The organism is Agarivorans sp. QJM3NY_30, from assembly GCF_050870855.2.
In the GTDB taxonomy this organism is placed as follows: Bacteria; Pseudomonadota; Gammaproteobacteria; order Enterobacterales; family Celerinatantimonadaceae; genus Agarivorans.
Window position 1 is genome coordinate 4,718,178 of the sequence record NZ_CP194038.2, and the last position, 14,308, is coordinate 4,732,485.

Annotated in this window: 14 protein-coding genes; 6 read left to right on the forward strand and 8 right to left on the reverse strand. The window is 47.5% G+C overall.

All coding sequences use genetic code 11. The annotated features are described in order from the left end of the window. The first annotated feature begins 59 nt into the window (after positions 1–59). Together ACRRSX_RS21470 and ACRRSX_RS21475 are read left to right on the forward strand one after the other, a co-directional pair. Complete coding sequence (locus ACRRSX_RS21470; RefSeq protein WP_432455562.1) at positions 60–797, forward strand: substrate-binding periplasmic protein; 738 nt, start codon at positions 60–62, stop codon at positions 795–797. Positions 798–1,052: 255 nt separating this feature from the next. Next, positions 1,053–2,081 (forward strand): LacI family DNA-binding transcriptional regulator, encoded by a 1,029-nt coding sequence (locus ACRRSX_RS21475; protein ID WP_432455561.1) that lies wholly within the window; start codon positions 1,053–1,055, stop codon positions 2,079–2,081. A gap of 206 nt (positions 2,082–2,287) precedes the next feature. On the opposite strand, the gene ACRRSX_RS21480 is transcribed toward ACRRSX_RS21475, so the two are convergent. Both ACRRSX_RS21480 and ACRRSX_RS21485 read right to left on the reverse strand, forming a co-directional pair. Continuing rightward, complete coding sequence (locus ACRRSX_RS21480) at positions 2,288–3,655, reverse strand: sucrose-specific PTS transporter subunit IIBC (protein WP_432455560.1); 1,368 nt, start codon at positions 3,653–3,655, stop codon at positions 2,288–2,290. 84 nt (positions 3,656–3,739) lie between these two features. Next, positions 3,740–4,846: a carbohydrate porin gene (locus ACRRSX_RS21485; RefSeq protein ID WP_432455559.1), complete on the reverse strand. Its 1,107-nt coding sequence runs from the start codon at positions 4,844–4,846 to the stop codon at positions 3,740–3,742. Positions 4,847–5,141: 295 nt separating this feature from the next. On the opposite strand from ACRRSX_RS21485, the gene ACRRSX_RS21490 reads away from it, so the two are divergent. The 3 genes from ACRRSX_RS21490 (at position 5,142) to xylA (ending at position 9,229) form a co-directional block, all read left to right on the forward strand. Beyond that, the gene (locus ACRRSX_RS21490; protein WP_432455558.1) at positions 5,142–6,566 is read left to right on the forward strand and encodes a sucrose-6-phosphate hydrolase; all 1,425 of its coding nucleotides are present in this window, start codon (positions 5,142–5,144) and stop codon (positions 6,564–6,566) included. Beyond that, positions 6,559–7,470: an aminoimidazole riboside kinase gene (locus ACRRSX_RS21495; protein WP_432455557.1), complete on the forward strand. Its 912-nt coding sequence runs from the start codon at positions 6,559–6,561 to the stop codon at positions 7,468–7,470. The genes ACRRSX_RS21490 and ACRRSX_RS21495 overlap by 8 nt, the downstream gene beginning before the upstream one ends. 436 nt (positions 7,471–7,906) lie before the next feature. After that, positions 7,907–9,229: a xylose isomerase gene (gene xylA / locus ACRRSX_RS21500; protein ID WP_432455556.1), complete on the forward strand. Its 1,323-nt coding sequence runs from the start codon at positions 7,907–7,909 to the stop codon at positions 9,227–9,229. 114 nt (positions 9,230–9,343) lie between these two features. On the opposite strand, the gene ACRRSX_RS21505 is transcribed toward xylA, so the two are convergent. After that, positions 9,344–9,703 (reverse strand): GFA family protein, encoded by a 360-nt coding sequence (locus ACRRSX_RS21505; RefSeq protein ID WP_432455555.1) that lies wholly within the window; start codon positions 9,701–9,703, stop codon positions 9,344–9,346. An 81-nt stretch (positions 9,704–9,784) separates the two neighbouring features. Here ACRRSX_RS21505 and ACRRSX_RS21510 point away from each other — a divergent pair, with 81 nt between their 5' ends. Beyond that, a complete protein-coding gene (locus ACRRSX_RS21510) occupies positions 9,785–10,630 on the forward strand; it encodes a DNA ligase (protein WP_432455554.1) in 846 nt (281 codons plus the stop codon). Between the two features lie 106 nt (positions 10,631–10,736). Here ACRRSX_RS21510 and ACRRSX_RS21515 read toward each other — a convergent pair whose 3' ends face one another. From ACRRSX_RS21515 to ACRRSX_RS21535, 5 genes are all read right to left on the reverse strand, one after another. Next, complete coding sequence (locus tag ACRRSX_RS21515; protein WP_432455553.1) at positions 10,737–11,273, reverse strand: ATP-dependent zinc protease family protein; 537 nt, start codon at positions 11,271–11,273, stop codon at positions 10,737–10,739. A 147-nt stretch (positions 11,274–11,420) separates the two neighbouring features. Continuing rightward, on the reverse strand, positions 11,421–12,533 hold the full coding sequence (thiH, locus tag ACRRSX_RS21520; RefSeq protein ID WP_432455552.1) for a 2-iminoacetate synthase ThiH: 1,113 nt from the start codon (positions 12,531–12,533) through the stop codon (positions 11,421–11,423). A 12-nt stretch (positions 12,534–12,545) separates the two neighbouring features. Next, positions 12,546–13,313 carry a thiazole synthase gene (locus ACRRSX_RS21525; RefSeq protein WP_432455551.1) on the reverse strand — a complete coding sequence of 256 codons (768 nt, stop codon included), beginning with the start codon at positions 13,311–13,313 and terminating at the stop codon, positions 12,546–12,548. A 14-nt stretch (positions 13,314–13,327) separates the two neighbouring features. Then, the gene (thiS, locus tag ACRRSX_RS21530; protein WP_432455550.1) at positions 13,328–13,534 is read right to left on the reverse strand and encodes a sulfur carrier protein ThiS; all 207 of its coding nucleotides are present in this window, start codon (positions 13,532–13,534) and stop codon (positions 13,328–13,330) included. 6 nt (positions 13,535–13,540) lie between these two features. Beyond that, positions 13,541–14,302 carry a HesA/MoeB/ThiF family protein gene (locus tag ACRRSX_RS21535; protein ID WP_432455549.1) on the reverse strand — a complete coding sequence of 254 codons (762 nt, stop codon included), beginning with the start codon at positions 14,300–14,302 and terminating at the stop codon, positions 13,541–13,543. Positions 14,303–14,308 lie beyond the last annotated feature (6 nt).

Genomic DNA, 14,308 nt, shown 5'->3' on the forward strand with positions numbered 1-14,308 from the left:
TCCAAATATTAACTCACGGTCTATACTCGTAGGCATAACCATCTAAAAAGGAATGCTAAGTGAGAGATATTTGGAAGCTGATATTCTGGCTAAGCATCAGCAGTCTGAATAATGTTCAAGCGCATGAGCTGCGCCTAATTTACCCCGACTTCCCTCCTTTTACTTATGCCAAGAGTGGAGAGCCAGCCGCGGGAAATTTTTTGCTCGATCAAATCATGAAAAAGCTCAAGCAACCTTATCATAGTCGTCAAGTACCTAACTATAAACGAGCACTTAACGATATCGAGAGAAACTTAGCCGACGGTTTTTTCTTTGCTTCGCAAAACCAAAAACGCGATCAAGTTGCCCAATTCTCCAAACCGCTATTAGTCAATAACTGGAGTTGGTTTTTCCGCCAAGAAAATTTTCTAGACCCACACTCTAAAGACTTTAAAGCGAAGGCCAAAATAGCTTCCCTTGAAGGAACCAACACCTTGACCTGGCTAAAAAACAACCACTACAAAGTGGTCGGCAAACAAAACGATGTAGTCAAGTTAGCCCAGTTACTCTTTGATTTAAAAAGAATTGATGCGGCTTTCTTGTCTGCAGAGGTATTTAAATATAAGGCCATTCACAGCAACATGCGCAATGGCCAGTACATCGAGGTCGTGCAGCGTTCCGCCCCCTTTGGGATCTATATTTCCAAAGCCTACATAGAGGAACACCCTCAATTTATGCCAAGGCTCAATCAAGCGATTGACCAAGTACAAAAACAATATTTGCCTAAAACCCACACCCTGTCAGAACTAAAACGCTAAAACGATCGCCAACAAACACACTACATCACTCGCTTGGTGCTACCGTATTACGCCAAACTCGATTACAATCGAAGCAAGCTTTAAGCTTGCTAAAGCTACATACTCATGACAGTAAGCACTTATTCTAAATACAATTTATGCTCACTATTACTGACATAGCTCAGCAAGTATATTCAAATGGTAATAATAATTGATATCATGTGAGCAACACTGTCCAATCAAACCCCGTCGCGCTCACAACAAGGAGTTAAGTCGTTGAAAACCATCTCCGATATTGCGGAAATAGCCGGCGTATCGAAATCTACCGTTTCCCGGGTATTAAACAAACGACCAGGCGTTAATGCTGTGGTGAGGGCCAAAGTACAAGCTTTAATCGACGAAACCAATTTCACCGCCAATATCGCCGCCAAAAACTTAAAGGCCCGCAACTCTGATACGATTGGCGTGATCGTCCCCTTGCTTACCTCTAAGTCAGTCGCCGCGATGGTACAAGGTTTGAGCGAGGTGATTGAAACAGAAGGTATGCAAACCCTGTTAATGAATGCGGGCATGCAGATAGAGAAAACCAATAACCATATCAAAACCCTGAATTCAAAGGGGGTCGACGGTATTATTGTATTCATGGCTGGCTACAATCAGGAGTTACTCTCTACCCTAAAACAATCTGCGGCGCCGGTGGTGATCGTTGGCCAGGATCTTTCTTTACATGGTCTCACCAGTGTATTTTTCGATGATTATCGCAGCGGATTTATTGCTGGCAGTCAATTACTCAAACTAGGCTGTAAACAGTTAATGTTTGTTGGCGTGCCTCAGAGTGATGTGGCGGTGGGTCGACAGCGTTTACGAGGATTTGTCGATGCGCTCGATCTTGCAGATGTTGATTGCCGCTATCAAACCGATTGTGATTTTAACCTGGAGTCTGGTTACCAACAGGCCAAACTGGCACTCAGCACTGGATATCGACCCGATGGTGTGTTTGCAGTGACCGACCGCCTCGCTGCAGGTAGTATTAGAGCCTTACGCGAACAGGGCTTACTCATCGGTCAAGATGTGGCAGTAATTGGTGTCGGCGATGACGAGCTATGTACTGTCTTAGAGCCACCCTTGGCATCCCTGCATTATGACTACCAGCTGGTGGGCCAAGAAGCGGCCTCGGTATTAATCAAGCAATTGCGAGAGAAGCCCTTAGCTGATGTAGCTTTTTCCTACCAAGGGCTTTTTACTGAAAGAGAATCCTACGCATTAAAAAAGCAGCCAAAGAAGCAGGCTGCTAAAAGCGAGTAAAACTTGAGGTAACGGCGACTCATCACCGCTCCCCTTATTATTCTGCTACCAATCTCAATCGATAAAAACCAATGCTCTTGGTATCAAATTACCTCATTGCATCGCCACCAAGGTAGGGAATTGTTTACCTTAATCGTGGCGGCACAATGAGGTAGGCCTCACAGGAAAAACCAAAAACTGACGGCGGGCGTTGCCGCCATCCTCAATTAAGCATCTGCTTTTTCAGTCGTGCTAAAGTAAGAACCCGCAAAGGCCACACCAAAGGCTAAGGCAAAGCCAATCATATAGTGAACCACAGAGCCCGTCTGAACAATTGCAATTCCTGGAATACCAGTTAAACCAACCGCAGTCATACCCACTTTAGCAAATACCACATAAGCACCACCCACCGCACCACCGGCTAAGCCAGCGAAAAATGGGGTCATGTAGCGTAAGTTAATCCCAAAGATTGCCGCTTCGGTAATCCCAAACAAAGCCGATACACCCGATGGCATCGCCAAAGCCTTGGTTTTAATATTCTTAAATTTCAGACCAATTGCTAAACAAGCTGCGCCTTGGGCAACATTCGCCATCGACCAGATAGGAAGTAAGAAGTTAACCCCGATGTTAGGGTCACCCAGTAAACCCGCTTCAATGGCATGGAAACTGTGGTGAATACCGGTAATCACAATGGCTGAATAAGTACCACCAAATAGTAAACCAGCTAAAATACCCACATTTTCATACAAGTAGAGTAGTAGAGTTGAGATCCCATCACCCAGCATCCGTCCGCCGGGGCCAATCGCGACCAAAGAAACAAAACCAGTGACCACTAAGATAATAAACGGACTCAAAATCACATCTAAGGAGTTAGGCACCCATTGGCGAACTCGTTTTTCTACTTTACACATGAACCAAGTCGCAATCAGCATCGGGAAAACCGTTCCCTGGTAGCCAACTAAACCCACTTCCATGCCGAATAGTTCGGTCGATTGAAAACCGCTGGCAACTGTCCAAGCATTAGTTAAAGCGGGGTGGGTTAATACGCCACCAAGCGTCGCCCCCAGGATCGGCGTTCCGCCAAAAGTTTTGGCCGCCACAAAACCAATCAAAATCGGCAGAATAATGAATGCTGAACTGGATACCATGTCTAAGATTAAGTACCAGATACTGTCGGTGGCAATCATTTCATTGGTACGTAAGAAGCCAAGTAGCCCCATGCATAAACCACTGGCCACAATCGCCGGAATGATCGGTACGAATACATTGGATAAAGTACGCGCTAAAGCTTGGAAAGGGTTCTGCTTAGCACCCTGCGCGGCAACTTCAGCAGTTGACGCTTCACTAATGCCTGCCAATTCAGCCAAGGCACTAAAGACTCGGTTTACGATACCAGAGCCAATAATAATTTGGTATTGGCCACTGTTGGTGAACACACCTTTGACCAGATCGAGCTCTTTGATTGCAGCGGTATCTGCAAGCTCGGTATCATTGAGAACTAATCGTAGGCGAGTTGCACAATGCGCCGCACTTGCGATATTTGATTTGCCGCCAATCAGCTCTAAAATCTTCTTGGCTGTATCTTGTTCAGACATTTTGGATCCCTCTATTCCACTTCGTCATAAAACGGTTCCTCGCATTCAACATAGCGCATGGAACCGTTTGCAGTTTAGTTCAAATTAAAACAAGTATTTAAAGCGTACTCGGCCACCGAAGTTATTATCATCTTCAGTTGTTTTCGGATTATCGAGTTTACTTATATAAGCGCCAAGATAAATCGAGAACTCTGGGACAACCACGTTATCAAACTGATACGAGCTATAGATAGTGCTAACTTTTTTCTTATAAGCGGTAACGCCTGAATTGTCAGTACCTTTAAGAGTAACGTTTGACACATCGTTGATACCATGGATATAACCTAGACCGAACTTATGCCAAAGCACATTCGCACCATAGGTGGTATCCGTTTCATCTAAAGCATCCATTCTGGCAACATTTAAGTTCACCGCCAGACCATCTTGATTATAGCCAGCGGTTAAGCCATAACCGGTACGCTCGGATACATCGTTACCATTGGCATCTAGAGTTGAGTCGCTAACCAAGTTGGTTTCCAGGGCTGCGGCCACTTTAAAGGCGCCCTGCTGGTAGGCCACCACTGGACGAACGATAAAGACATTTTTATTGTTCTTCTTCGTTAACTCAACGCCATGGTATTTATTACTCTCGAAGAAACCACTGTTATCACCAAAGAGAGTCGAAACTTCTACATAAACGTTACCAAATGTCTGGTTGTACATCGCTTGGCCAGCACTGCCAGAACGACCGCGAGCTTCTAACATCCGGTAAATATATACGCCATCATCTTTGAATTGACCGTCAGCAGTATCACCCGAGTGATTCACAAATACATCTTGACCCAGAGGGTTCATGTCATAAGCTTCATAACGACCGAGACGTAGGGTCCAACTGTCATTCTTAGCAACTTCAAACCAAACATCATCGGTGCTCACGCCACCATCGGTGCCGTAGGTTGGTTGTGCTAAGGCGCGGATCATATAATCGCCTTGCTGACGCTCGCCCAAAAATGAAATCAAGAAACGACCGTCCTGATCCCAAGATTTATCATCAGAGGTAGTATTCACATCATTGTCGACATAGTTGACGTTGAATTCGACGTCACCACCGATAGTCAGCTTGCCTTGCTCACCTTCGATAGTCACCGCAGCCTGTGCTTGGCTGGCGGCTGCGAGTGCAGTTGTAATAGTAAGTGCAGCGAATTTATTCATGGTTATTCCTTCCATTTTTATATTCCGTAGTTGAACCATTATATTTTTCGGAGTTAAACCAAACTGAAATCGGTTCCATTTGGTTCGAAATAAGAATAGATGCAAAACTGATACATACAAGTAACAATCTCGCTATATGTGAGCAAAATCTAACAAAAATAGAGATTAATGGCCTATTTACGTGATTTCGATCACGTATAAAGCATAACAAACGTGGAACCGTTTGCGGTTTTACGCTCTTCATTCATAGAATGAATATTATCGAATCAGCATTATCAAATTACTTGGAGTAAGCATGCCAAAATCATGTGGATGGACGACGAAACAATTTACCGCAGATCCTTGGCGTCCTTACTACCATATCGCCGCCAAAACGGGCTTGATTAACGATCCCAATGGCTTTAGCTTCCATCAAGGACGCTTTCAACTGTTTTACCAATGGAACCCCTTTGGCTGCGAACATAAAAACAAACACTGGGGCCACTTCAGCAGCAGCGACCTGATACATTGGCAAGCACATCCAGCCGCTTTAGCCCCTACGGATTGGTTCGACAAAAATGGCTGCTATTCCGGCACAGCAGTGAGTGAGGGCGAGATCCTTAACCTTTATTACACTGGCAATGTCCGCCAAGGTGAGCAACGCCTCAGTTACCAATGTAAAGCGGTGCTGCATCCTGATGGGCATGTTGAAAAACTGGGGCCGATGAATATCGAAGCACTCAGAAATTACACTGGCCACGTCCGTGACCCGAAGTATTTATCTTGGCAAGATCAATCTTGGCTCATTCTGGGAGCTCAAACGCTGGGTCAACGGGGTGGAATCTGTCTACTACAGCAGCAACAAGAGCAATGGCTTGAACGTCGCTTCATCAGCCAAGAAATTAATCTCGGTCGCCCACAGCAAGCCTATATGTGGGAATGTCCTGATTTATTTGAGCTCGACCAACAATGGTTATTATTGGCCTGCCCGCAGGGCATCGAACTTGATCAAGCCGAATACACCACCACCAATCTGAGTGGTTACTTCACCGTTGACATGAGCGCTGGCCCGGCAGAACTGACCATCAACAGTGAATTTAATTTACTCGATCATGGTTTCGAATTTTATGCGCCGCAAACCCTGCAACATCAAGGCACCACCCTGTTAATCGGTTGGCTTGGGCTACCCGATGATGGTGAGCACCCAAGCGTTCGCCACAATTGGACACAAATGCTCGGCTTACCTCGTAGCCTAAGTTGGGAAAACGGCTGCTTACGGCAGCGCCCCATCCCAGCGTTCAAGGCGCTCGCCCAAGCTCAACAAGGCGACTCTTATGGCAGTGGAGAGCATCAACTTAAGGGTTTCAGCAGAAGCTGTATGCTAGACATTGAATTCACCGAGTGCAGCGCTTTTCAACTCAGTCTACCCAGTGCGGACGATAGTTTCAGCCTCCATTGGAGCAAAGGAACACTCGTGGTTGAGCGAGGCGAACTCGGTCCGCTCAACAGTGATACCAAGCGAACTTATCAAAGTCGTAATGGCAACTTAAGGCAGCTACAATTATTTATCGACAGCTCCAGCTTTGAACTATTTGTCAATGATGGCGAAGCCGTGTTATCGGGCCGACTATTTCCTCAGCAAGCCTGGCACACAGGGCAATTCAAGTTGGAAAGTGGGCAAGCCAAGCTTCAGCTGACTCAGCTGAGCAATAGCTGGATCGAGGAGGATCTAGATGCATAAAGTACAAGTATGGAATTTGGGCGATGCCGTTATCGACCTGCTCCCAGAAGACAATGGTCTACTCAAAATGTGCCCCGGTGGTGCGCCTGCCAATGTCGCTGTCGCCTTGGCACGCCTCGGCATCAATAGTGGTTTCATTGGCCGAGTGGGTAACGACCCCATGGGCAAGATGGTCAGCGCCACTCTGGCAGACGAAGGCGTTGATATCAGTAGTTTAAGCTTCGATCAACAGCAGCGAACCTCTACCGTATTAGTCTCTTTAGATGCCAGTGGAGAGCGTGAATTTACCTTTCTGGTACAACCCAGTGCCGATCAGTTTTTAAGCACTGAGCAGCTCCCCGCCTTCCAAACAGAACAATGGTTGCAATTAAGTTCCATCGCCCTTGCCGCAGCGCGCTGTCGCGAAACCGCCATCGAAGCGGCTAAACGCTGCCGCACTGCTGGTGGTTGGGTATTCTTCGACCTCAATTTACGACCTATGTTATGGTCTAGCCCCGAGCAAATGCGTCAGCAGATTGAAGCATTTTTACCCTTGTGCGATTTAGTTAAATTTTCCGAAGAAGAAGCATTATGGCTTAGCAATTGTGAACAAATTGAGCAAGCGGTCGAGTATTTACAAGCGCAACTTCAGGTTCCTTTTATCTTATCGCTAGGCGAATTAGGGAGTGAATTAGTCTATGCGGGGAAAATCCAGCGAGTCCTTGCCGAGCCCGTAGCCAAGGTGGTGGATACCACCGGCGCTGGTGATGCTTTTGTAGGAGGGGTCTTGGCTTACTTGAGCCAGTTTAGCCAATGGCAAGACCAAGCCTTATTACTCGAGGCCTTGGCCCGTGGTAATAAAAGTGGCGGTTTGGCGGTTGGCGAAAAAGGGGCGATGTCGGCCCTACCCTATATACATCGTTAATCACAACGCAACCCAGAGCGCGCCGAGAGCTCTGGGTTGTGGATTTCTAAATTATCCAAAGCCTTGAGCCAAGCTTGGCCGAATGTTTCCCTCCACTTTTTATCTCACTTTACTCACATCAGCGTCTCAACGTGGTCTTGAATGCCCAAGGAAATGGCAAACCGCTGTTATGAAATTTATTATTGCTAGCCACTTATCGACTATTTTGTTAAAAAACCTAAAAAATACCTTTTTAAAACGAGATTTAGCGCACGAAAAGCAAATTGCTGAAAATCGTCCGCATTTTTCGTAATTGAGTCATCCCAGAAGCAGACTAACAATGAACTTAGGATCGGAAGATTGGCACTGTGACGCTTTGGCAATGCAACCCATTGACTCGCTCAAGCCCAACGGACACTAATTCTTCGATAAATATGCTTTCTTAAGGAGTAATGCCATGGCTCAGTATTTTGATCAAATTGAAAAAATCACTTTCCAAGGACCAGAATCTAATGACCCTTTAGCCTTTCGTCACTATGACGCCAATCAGCTGATCTTAGGTAAGACCATGGCAGAACATCTGCGCTTTGGTGCCTGCTATTGGCACAATCTCTGCTGGGATGGCTCTGACATATTTGGTTCAGGTACCTTTGATCGCCCTTGGCAGCAAGCAGGCAACGCCTTAGAAATGGCCAAAGTGAAAGCCGACGTCGCCTTCGAACTATTTACAAAATTAACCATTCCTTACTATTCCTTCCATGACATCGACGTTGCGCCGCAAGGCAACTCGCTCAAAGAATATAGCGAGAACATGAAGGTGATGATGGACGTGCTTGCCGAGAAGCAACAACAAACGGGGATGAAGTTACTCTGGGGTACCGCCAACGTATTCTCTCATCCACGTTTCATGTCAGGCGCAGCTTCAAATCCCAATCCCGAAGTATTTGCCTATGCGGCGACCCAAGTATTTAGCGCGATGAACGCCACCAAAATGCTGGGCGGTGAAAACTATGTATTGTGGGGAGGTCGAGAAGGTTACGAAACCTTACTCAATACCGATTTACGCCAAGAGCGTGAGCAATTGGGTCGTTTCTTCCAAATGGTGGTAGAACATAAACACAAAATCGGCTTTAACGGCACCTTATTGATCGAGCCTAAACCTGCTGAACCCACCAAACATCAGTACGACTACGACACCGCCACTGTCTATGGCTTTCTCAAGCAATTTGGCTTAGAAAATGAAGTCAAAGTAAATATTGAAGTAAATCACGCAACTTTGGCGGGGCACTCCTTCCATCACGAAATCGCCACCGCGATCTCACTGGGCTTATTTGGTTCGATTGATGCGAACCGCGGTGACCCGCAACTGGGTTGGGATACCGACCAATTCCCCAATAGTGTGGAAGAATGGACACCGGTGATGCACGATATCTTAAAATCAGGAGGGTTCTCTACCGGAGGTTTGATGTTTGATACCAAATTGCGTCGTCAAAGCATCGCCAAGGCGGATTACTTCCACGGTCACATTGGAGCCATGGATACTTGCGCCCTCGCCCTGAAAAAAGCCGCCAGTTTACTGGAAAGCCAAGAACTCAACAAAATAGTGGCCGAACGTTACGCGGGTTGGAGTGGTGATCTTGGCAAAGCGATTATGACCGGAGACTACAGTCTTGAGTCCTTAGCCAAACAAGCGCTGAGTGACAACATCCAGCCAACTCATGTCTCGGGTCGCCAAGAACAATTGGAAAACATCATCAATAAACACATCTTCAGCAGATAAGGATAAAGTTTCAGCAAGCCATAAAACCGACGCTTGAGCGTCGGTTTTTGTAACTCAAACAGCCGTCGTGGATAACACCGTCAACCCAGACTCGCTATCATGATTTGCATCTGATTAAGACTCCAGCGATAGCGCTGCCCCATTCACAACTTGATATTCCATCGTCAAAGGATCAAGCCCCTCCAAACAACCAGCGTTTACCCGAGTCAATTCAGGCGCGCTTCGCGGACGATGGAAGGTATAAATACCACAATGTTTACAAAAATAATGCTTGGCCACATGACTGTTCCACTGATACAAGGTCAACGCATCCTGGCCAGTGAGTAGCTCAAAGCTATCATCTTCGGCGGTGACCATCATAATTCCCTTGCGCTGGCATAGGCTACAATTACAGCGCACCGCCGGCACTAGGCTGGACTTTAATGAAAATGTTACCGCGCCACAATGACAACTTCCCTGATGAACTTGACTCATTTGCACTCTCCTTGACGATTGATTCGACCTTGGGCCGATTTGCACTATCATTAATAATATTTATATCATTAATGGTGATTTATGAATGCCTCATTTAATAAGACCTTAAGCCTAAGTCTACTGTTATTCAATAGTGTTGAGCATGAGGTCTACGCCGCCCCGCCGCCGCCTTTGGTATTAGCCAGCGAATACCAGCAAGGCTTGCAACTCGAACGCTACTGGGTTTGTGAAAAATATGACGGCGTTCGGGCCTATTGGAACGGACAGCAATTACTGAGCCGCAGTGGCCGAACCATTTCCATCCCTCACGAGTTACAACAGCAACTCCCGGCCTTTGCACTAGATGGCGAACTATGGCTTGGTCGGGGCAAGTTTAGCGAATTGGTGGGCTTAATACATCGACAGCAGAGCAAGTTCGAGCAATGGCAAAAGGTACAGTTTATGGTCTTTGACCTTCCCCATCATCCGGGTAACTATCGAAGCCGCTATCAACAACTACAAGGCTTAGCCAAGCAGGCTAATTTTATTCGAATACCTGAATATCATAACTATCCCGGCCGAACTCAATTAGCGCAAGAGCTACAAAAAATCAGCGCCGAAGGCGGCGAAGGCTTAATGTTACGCGATCCAAACTCGTTTTATCTGGCGACCCGTAGTCACGCCTTAATCAAATATAAAGCTTACCAAGACGGAGAAGCCGAAGTTGTGGCTTATAGCGCTGGAAAAGGTAAGTATCAAGGTATGCTGGGTGCCTTAGTGGTACAAGATCGACAAGGACAACGATTCAAAATAGGCAGCGGCTTAACAGATCAGCTCCGAGTTTCACCACCGCCGCTTGGTAGTCTGATTGAATACCGCTACAACGGTTTGAGCAGTCATGGTAAGCCACGTTTCGCACGCTTTATACGGCTTCATCAAACGCTCTAACAGCTAAGTATTGGTATCACTAAGCTGACTGCGGGATCCCGAGCTCAAACCTGAGCAGTAAGGGCAAACGGCTCTAGTATCCCAACTTAAGCTCTAGCCAAAGAGTTTAAGGCAGCTGTTTATTTCGCTCAACATCCACCAGATAATCACCTTCCAGCCAATCCCTGCCGATCAGCAACTTATAGTCCATTTTGCTGCGATCGCGTAAGTTAACATCAACTGTTTTCTGTTGGCCCTGCCATTCAATGGCCAGCGCCACTTTATAACGGATCTCTAAGCCTTGAGAATTACGTACCGCCACCACATCGCTGATCCGTGCCTTGCCCTGATGCTGCTCACCCTGCTCATTAATGGTGGTGAATTCCAGATACTTACCAATGTTGGCACGCATTTTAGGTTTCACCAGCGATTTTTGCTCGGCTTCTGAGTAATCCGCTGGCAGAATATTATTACCATCGATAACCCGTATATGGTCGGCATGCAATGAGGTGCTGGCCGCGCCGGTATCAATCCGGGTTAAATAACGAAGATCAGCTTCCACGACACGAATATATTCTAAGGCTCCCACCGTTGCTTTCTCGGCCCAACAGCTGCTGGCGGAAGCCAGCGTAAACACCATCGCGAACAATATCTTCTTCAACACCTAACTTTCTCCTACTTGGTCGCAGGGGAGCTCTACCATCAGCCTTGTCTGATCACGACAGACTCAGCTTCCCCATAAATTTACTGTAGTTTAGCTGATGCTCGCTCAGGTCGAAACCTGCTGCCATTCGATAATCCTCAAATTCGTTTAACCGAGCACCCGATCCCAATCCTTCCATACCACTTGATAACCAGCTTTTTGCACCGCTGCGGCAACTACTTCAGGTCGGCGCTCATCGCTAATTTCAAACTGCTCCAGCGCTGTCTGACTAGTTTTAGCATAACCGCCCGGCTGGGTGCTGGAAAAGGCACTCATGGTGGTGATCCCCAGGGGAATCGCATGATTACGAAAATGTTCTGACTCACGAGTTGATAACGACAACTCCACATCGGGATTAAACAAACGATAGGCGCAAATCAACTGAACTAACTGCTTGTCCGTCATCACCGATACCGGCTGAAAACCGCCTTCACAGGGCCGCAAGCGCGGAAAGGAAATAGAAAACTTACTCTGCCAATAGCGACGCTCTAAATACTGCAAATGCGCAGCCGCGTAAAAACAATCGTTACGCCATTGATCCAGACCAATTAAAGCCCCTATACCAATCTTACGAACCCCGGCGGCACCGAGACGTTCAGGGGTAGCTAAACGATAATCAAAATCACGCTTCCGTCCCTTGGGATGCACCTCGGCATAACGCTGCCGATTATAAGTTTCTTGATAAACCATCACCGCATCTAAACCGAGTGGAATCAGCTCTCGGTAGTCCGCTTCATCCAAGGGTTGAACTTCCATCGACACATGTGAGAACCGCGCCTTAATTAAGGGCATCACTTGACGAAAGTAGGCCATGCCGACCTTGCGTTCCGACTCACCAGTCACTAACAAGATGTGGTCAAAACCAAGGGCTTTAATGGCATCTAATTCTGCATCGATTTGTGCCATATCTAAGGTGAGGCGACGGATCTTATTACCCATCGAGAAACCGCAATATTGACAAACATTACTGCACATATTGCTCAGATATAAAGGTATGTAAAACTGCTGTGTCTTACCAAAACGCTGCTGAGTTAAACGCATGCTGCGCTGGGCCATCGGTTCCAAATAGGCTTCGGCTGCGGGCGAAATGAGCGCCTGAAAATCGTCCAAATCTAACTTATCTTTGGCCAGTGCTCGCTCGACATCAACAGTGGTTTTACTGTAAATCGACAAATGTACTGCTGCGTGATCATAAGTCGCTAAGTGCTCGGCAAAACTCATTCGCTTGCCCTCCTATAAATTATCTAAAAACGCCGTTAAAGGACTCGATGCTTCCGCATGGCGTAATTCGCGACCTAAACCAGCAAGATAAGCATTGCGCCCCGCTTCAACGGCCATCGCAAAAGCTTGGGCCATCGCCACCGGATCTCTGGCCACGGCCATCGCGGTGTTGACCAATACCGCATCGGCGCCCAACTCCATCGCCAACGCCGCATCGGAGGGGGCTCCAATGCCCGCATCCACCACCACCGGCACGCTGGCTTGCTCAATAATAATTTCTAAGAAATCGCGACTGCGCAGGCCTTTATTAGTACCAATTGGAGCGCCCAGCGGCATCACCGCAGCACAACCCACATCTTCCAATCGTTTACACAACACCGGATCTGCATGCACATAAGGCAGCACCACAAAACCTTGTTGCACCAGGGTTTCGGCGGCGGCAAGCGTTTCGATAGGATCCGGCATGAGATATTTCGGATCGGGATGAATTTCCAGCTTCAACCAATTGGTTGCCAACGCCTCACGCGCCAGATGAGCGGCAAAAACTGCCTCCTCAGCGTTGCGTGCCCCAGAGGTATTGGGCAGCAGCTGCACCCCCGCTTTGAGTAAGGGAGCTAAAATATCATCCTGTTGATCGCTGGCATCAATCCGTTTCATCGCCATGGTCACCAGCTGACTAGCACTGGCTTGAATACTGGCAGTCATTAACTCCGCACTGGCAAATTTGCCGGTCCCGGTAAATAAACGACTGGTAAAACTCTTATCTGCAATCTGTAACACAGGAACTCCTTAATTTATCCACCGGCAATCGCCCGAAAAATTCGCACCTTCGTGCCATTCACCAGCTGGGTTACCGGCCAATGAGTTCGCGGCACAATCCGACCATCGACGACCACCGCAACCCCATTCAACGATTGCTGCTGTTGCTCTAGTAACTGAGTAATGTTCAAGGGCTCAACTAGCGCGGTACTCAAGCCATTCAACTCAATTGTTATGTACATTATTTTTCACCCTTCAGCGCATACCGGACAGGCCGGATCGGCCTGTATGCTTAAATGAAACCACTCGAGGCTGTGCGCATCGAAGCTGGAGAAGCGCCCAAGCTGAGCGGAAGCAAGGCCCACCAGCAACTTAATGGTTTCCAAGGCTTGCAGGCTACCGATGGTGCCCACCACTGGCCCAAGGACCCCGGCATTACTGCAATTAAGTTGCTGCTCACTGGCATTCGGAAATAAGCAGTGATAACAGCCCTGAGCTGAACGGCGAAAATCAAACACCATCAACTGCCCGTCAAAGGCGACTGCTGCACCACTCACCAAAGGCACTTTGGCTTTTACACAGGCCTGATTCACCGCATAACGGGTGCTGATGTTATCGCTGCAATCCAGCACCACATCGGCTTGCGCCACCTCCATCGCCAGTAACAAATCATCCATCTTGCGATTCACGGTTCGCACTTGGATCTGACTGTTAAGCTGCTGCAGGCGCTGTTTCGCGGCAGTGACTTTGGCACTGCCAATATCCGCTTCGGTGTATAGCACCTGGCGCTGTAAATTGCTGCTATCGAGCTGGTCAAAATCGGCTAAAACCAATTTCCCTACACCTGCTGCGGCTAAGTACATACTCGCCGGCGCGCCCAAGCCTCCCACCCCAATCAACAATACCTGAGCCTGCTTGAGCTTTAATTGCCCGGCTTCACCCACCTCTTTGAGTAATAGGTGGCGACTATAGCGTTGGTATTCTTGGTCCGTTAATTGGTTGAAGTTCATGTTGAC